The sequence below is a fragment of the Pseudarthrobacter albicanus genome (assembly GCF_018224015.1).
Taxonomy (GTDB): domain Bacteria; phylum Actinomycetota; class Actinomycetes; order Actinomycetales; family Micrococcaceae; genus Arthrobacter; species Arthrobacter albicanus.
Genome location: NZ_JAGPOT010000057.1, coordinates 1 through 4,227, shown reverse-complemented (window position 1 = coordinate 4,227; position 4,227 = coordinate 1). Strand labels below are relative to the sequence as shown.

Here is a 4,227-nt window from a genome sequence, read left to right as displayed (position 1 = left end):
TGGTTGGTGAAGTCACGTCCGGCCAGCCCTCCCCGAGCCTGGGCTACCCGATTGCGATGGCCTACGTGGATGTTGCACACACCGAGCCGGGCACTGCCCTCGATATCGACCTGCGCGGCAAAGCGGAGCCCTTCGAGGTTGTTGCCCTGCCGTTCTACAAGCGCCAAAAGTAACCACTCCCGACGCTCTCTCACTTTTCGCAGTGTTTGGGCCGACGCTCTCTCACTTTTCGCAGTGGTCGGGCCGGCGCTCTCTCACTTTTCGCACATACCAAGACTTAAGGAAAATCACACATGGCCAAGGTTGCCGCTGAATTGAAGTATTCCGTCGAGCATGAGTGGGTTGCCGCTGATGGCTCGGGGCCGTCCGTGATCGGCGTGTCCGCCGTTGCCGCGGAGGCCCTGGGCGACATCGTGTACGTGGACCTGCCGGAGGTCGGCTCCACGGTGACCGCGGGGGAGACCTGCGGGGAGATCGAGTCGACCAAGTCCGTCTCGGACCTGTACTCCCCGGTCACGGGCGAGGTCACGGAGGTCAATGACGGCGTCGTGAGCGATCCTGCCGTGATCAACTCCGATCCGTATGGTGCCGGGTGGCTGTTCAAGGTCGCGGTGGAGTCCGAGGGGCCGCTGCTGTCCGCGCAGGAGTACGCCGAGGCCAACGGCGGCGAGCTGTGAGCGCCGCCGGTGCCGGTGCCGCAGGCACAGAAACAGCCGCGTTCGAGCAGGTCGTGTCCGCGTCCCTGGACGCGGAGCTGTCCGTCCTGGATCCGGAGATCGCCGCGGGGATCGACGCCGAGCTGGGCCGGCAGCGCGACGGCCTGGAGATGATCGCCTCGGAGAACCACACGGCGGTGGCCGTGATGCAGGCGCAGGGCTCGGTGCTGACCAACAAGTACGCCGAGGGCTACCCGGGCAAGCGCTACTACGGCGGCTGCGAGCACGTGGACGTCATCGAACAGCTCGCCATCGACCGGGTCAAGGCCCTGTTCGGCGCCGGGTTCGCGAACGTCCAGCCGCACTCGGGCGCGCAGGCGAACGCCTCGGTCATGCACGCCCTGATCAAGCCCGGCGATACCATCATGGGCCTGAACCTGGCGCACGGCGGGCACCTGACGCACGGCATGCGGATCAACTTCTCCGGCAGGCTCTACAACGTGGTCCCGTACCAGGTCCGCGAGGACACCCACACCATTGACATGGCCGAGGTGGAGCGCCTGGCGCTGGAGCACAGGCCCCGGCTGATCGTGGCCGGCTGGTCGGCGTACGCCCGGCGGCTGGACTTCGCCGAGTTCCGCCGGATCGCCGACGCCGTGGGCGCGTACCTGATGGTGGACATGGCGCACTTCGCCGGGCTCGTCGCGGCGGGCCTGCACCCCAACCCGGTCCCGCACGCCCACGTCACGACGTCCACGACGCACAAGACCCTCGCCGGTCCGCGCGGCGGGATCATCCTGTCCAACGACGCGGACATCGCGAAGAAGATCAACTCCGCGGTGTTCCCGGGCCAGCAGGGCGGCCCGCTGGAACACGTCATCGCCGGGAAGGCCGTGGCCTTCAAGATCGCGGCATCCCCGGAGTTCAGGGAACGCCAGGAACGTGTCCTGGCCGGCGCCCGGATCCTGGCCGACCGCCTGGTCCGGCCGGACGTCACCGCCCAGGGGATCAACGTGATCTCCGGCGGCACCGACGTGCACCTGGTCCTGGTGGACCTGCGCGACTGCGAACTCAACGGCCAGCAGGCCGAGGACCGCCTCGCCGCGATCGACATCACCGTCAACCGCAACGCCGTCCCCTTCGACCCGCGCCCGCCCATGGTCACCTCCGGGCTGCGGATCGGCACCCCCGCGCTGGCCACCCGCGGCTTCGGCGAAGCGGCGTTCCATGAAGTCGCGGACATCATCGCCGAAGCACTGACCGCCGACGCCGGCACCGACCTGACCGGCCTGCGCACCCGCGTTCAGGCACTCGCCGCCGCCCACCCGCTCTACCCCGCGGTTTAGTGGGATCTCGACAGGCTCGATCACCGGACACCCCGGTGGTTGAGCCTGTCGAAACCGGATCTCGACACGCTCGATCACCGAAAATTAGTTAGGAAACGCACATGGCCGTTGGAGTCTTTGATTTGTTCTCCGTCGGGATCGGACCGTCGAGTTCGCACACGGTAGGTCCCATGCGGGCCGCCGCGGTGTTCGCCGAAGAGGTCAAGGACTCCGGCAACCTCGAAAAGGTAGCGGGGCTGCGGGTTGACCTGTACGGGTCGCTGGCGGCAACGGGCCACGGCCACGGCACCATGACGGCGATCCTGCTGGGCCTGGAAGGTTTCCATCCCGAAAAGATCCTGCCAGCCGAGGTGGAGGAGCGGCTCGCCGCGATCGCTGAAACCGGAACGCTTCAGCTTGCCGGTTCGGTGCCGCTGCCTTATGGCGTCACGGACATCATCCTGCGCCCGTTGACCATCCTGCCCCGGCACACCAACGGGATGACTTTCATGGTCTCCGACGCCGGCGGCGGGACCCTGCACAAGGCCACGTTCTTCTCCGTCGGCGGCGGCTTCATCGTCCGCGAGGGCGAGGAGGACGCGGCCCTGAAGGAACTCGACGAGTCCAAGCAGGAGCTGCCCCTGCCGTTCCGCACCGCCGCGGAACTGCTGGGCCGGTGCCAGTCCAAGGGCCTGTCGATCGGGGAGATCATGTTCGTCAACGAACGCGCCTCCCGGTCGGAGGAAGAGATCCGCGAAGGCCTGCTCCACATCTACTCCGTGATGGAGGAGTGCGTGGCAACCAGCCTCAAGCGTGAGGGGCTGCTGCCCGGCGGACTTAAGGTCCGCCGTCGTGCTCCTGACTGGCATGAGCGCCTCGAAAAGGAGGACAAGGACCGGGACCCGAAGTACTGGCAGGAATGGGTGAACCTCATCGCCCTGGCAGTGAACGAGGAGAACGCGTCCGGCGGCCGGGTTGTCACCGCTCCGACCAACGGTGCCGCGGGCATCATCCCCGCGGTCCTTTACTACGCACTGCATTTCGCACCCGGGATGGACAAGGCCACGCAGGAAGACCGCGACGACGTTGTGGTCAAGTTCCTGCTCACGGCCGGTGCCATCGGGGTGCTGTACAAGGAACAGGCATCCATCTCGGGCGCCGAGGTGGGCTGCCAGGGCGAGGTGGGATCGGCGTCGTCCATGGCCGCCGGTGCCCTCGCGGAGGTTATGGGCGGCACCCCCCAGCAGGTGGAAAACGCCGCGGAAATCGCGATGGAACACAACCTGGGCCTGACCTGCGACCCGATCGGCGGCCTCGTCCAGATCCCCTGCATCGAACGCAACGCGATCGCCGCCGCGAAGGCCATCAACGCCGCCAAGATGGCGCTCTGGGGTGACGGTACTCACCGGGTCTCCCTCGACGAGGTCATCGTGACCATGCGCGAAACCGGCAAGGACATGAGCTCCAAATACAAGGAAACCGCCATGGGCGGCCTCGCCGTCAACGTCGTGGAATGCTGAATGGAGACGGCCATGACTATTGGCAACCAGCGCGGAGCAGACCAGCCGATACCGGCCGACAAGGGCCGCTCCCACCGGCGGAAGCGTCTCATGAAGCAACGGCTCGAGGCCTGGGCGGTAGGCACCACCGGTCTTGGCGGCCTGTTTCTGATTGTCCACGCATCGGCCCGGTATGCACCGTGGTGACCCGCTTCGGCCACCGTCGCCGCCCCGCGCACCCGCAATCCCAGCGCCAAGATCTCTGTTGCCGGCAAAGCCGGCCCACATTCAAAGGAAACAGAAAATGACCCTCGCACCAGAAGGCCGGAAGATGCTGCGCATTGAGCAGCGGAATGCGGCCACACCGGTGGAACGTAAGCCCGAGTGGATCAAGGCCAAGGTCCAGATGGGCCCGGAGTTCGTCCAGCTCAAGAACCTCGTCAAGAAGGAAGGCCTCCACACCGTGTGTGAGGAGGCCGGCTGCCCCAACATCTTCGAATGCTGGGAAGACAAGGAAGCGACGTTCCTGATCGGCGGCTCCGAGTGCACCCGGCGCTGCGATTTCTGCCAGATCGACACCGGCAAGCCCTCCCCCGTGGATGTGTTCGAGCCCACCAAGGTGGCCCGCTCGGTCCAGGCGATGCAGCTGCGCTACGCCACCGTCACGGGCGTGGCCCGGGACGACCTCGCCGACGAGGGTGTCTGGCTCTACGCCGAGACGGTCCGCAAGATCCACGAACTGAACCC

6 protein-coding genes are annotated in these 4,227 nt (G+C 66.5%); all 6 read left to right on the top strand.

Annotated features, from left to right (window positions below):
* Positions 1–173, top strand: a 173-nt coding sequence (locus J9611_RS13535; protein WP_281414567.1) for a glycine cleavage T C-terminal barrel domain-containing protein, incomplete at its 5' end; no start/stop codon positions are given.
* A 120-nt stretch (positions 174–293) separates the two neighbouring features.
* On the top strand, positions 294–677 hold the full coding sequence (gcvH, locus tag J9611_RS13530; RefSeq protein WP_211880874.1) for a glycine cleavage system protein GcvH: 384 nt from the start codon (positions 294–296) through the stop codon (positions 675–677).
* Positions 674–2,002 (top strand): serine hydroxymethyltransferase, encoded by a 1,329-nt coding sequence (glyA, locus tag J9611_RS13525; RefSeq protein ID WP_307857105.1) that lies wholly within the window; start codon positions 674–676, stop codon positions 2,000–2,002. Before gcvH ends, glyA begins: the two co-directional genes overlap by 4 nt.
* 101 nt (positions 2,003–2,103) lie before the next feature.
* Positions 2,104–3,501 carry an L-serine ammonia-lyase gene (locus tag J9611_RS13520; protein ID WP_211880873.1) on the top strand — a complete coding sequence of 466 codons (1,398 nt, stop codon included), beginning with the start codon at positions 2,104–2,106 and terminating at the stop codon, positions 3,499–3,501.
* A gap of 12 nt (positions 3,502–3,513) precedes the next feature.
* Positions 3,514–3,687 (top strand): hypothetical protein, encoded by a 174-nt coding sequence (locus J9611_RS13515; RefSeq protein ID WP_211880871.1) that lies wholly within the window; start codon positions 3,514–3,516, stop codon positions 3,685–3,687.
* A gap of 97 nt (positions 3,688–3,784) precedes the next feature.
* Positions 3,785–4,227, top strand: a 443-nt coding sequence (locus J9611_RS13510; RefSeq protein ID WP_211880870.1) for a lipoyl synthase, incomplete at its 3' end; no start/stop codon positions are given.

Coding starts and splice junctions, on each gene's coding strand:
- gcvH (WP_211880874.1), top strand. CDS start 294: ATGGCCAAGGTTGCCGCTGAATTGAAGTATTCCGTCGAGCATGAGTGG.
- J9611_RS13520 (WP_211880873.1), top strand. CDS start 2,104: ATGGCCGTTGGAGTCTTTGATTTGTTCTCCGTCGGGATCGGACCGTCG.
- J9611_RS13515 (WP_211880871.1), top strand. CDS start 3,514: ATGACTATTGGCAACCAGCGCGGAGCAGACCAGCCGATACCGGCCGAC.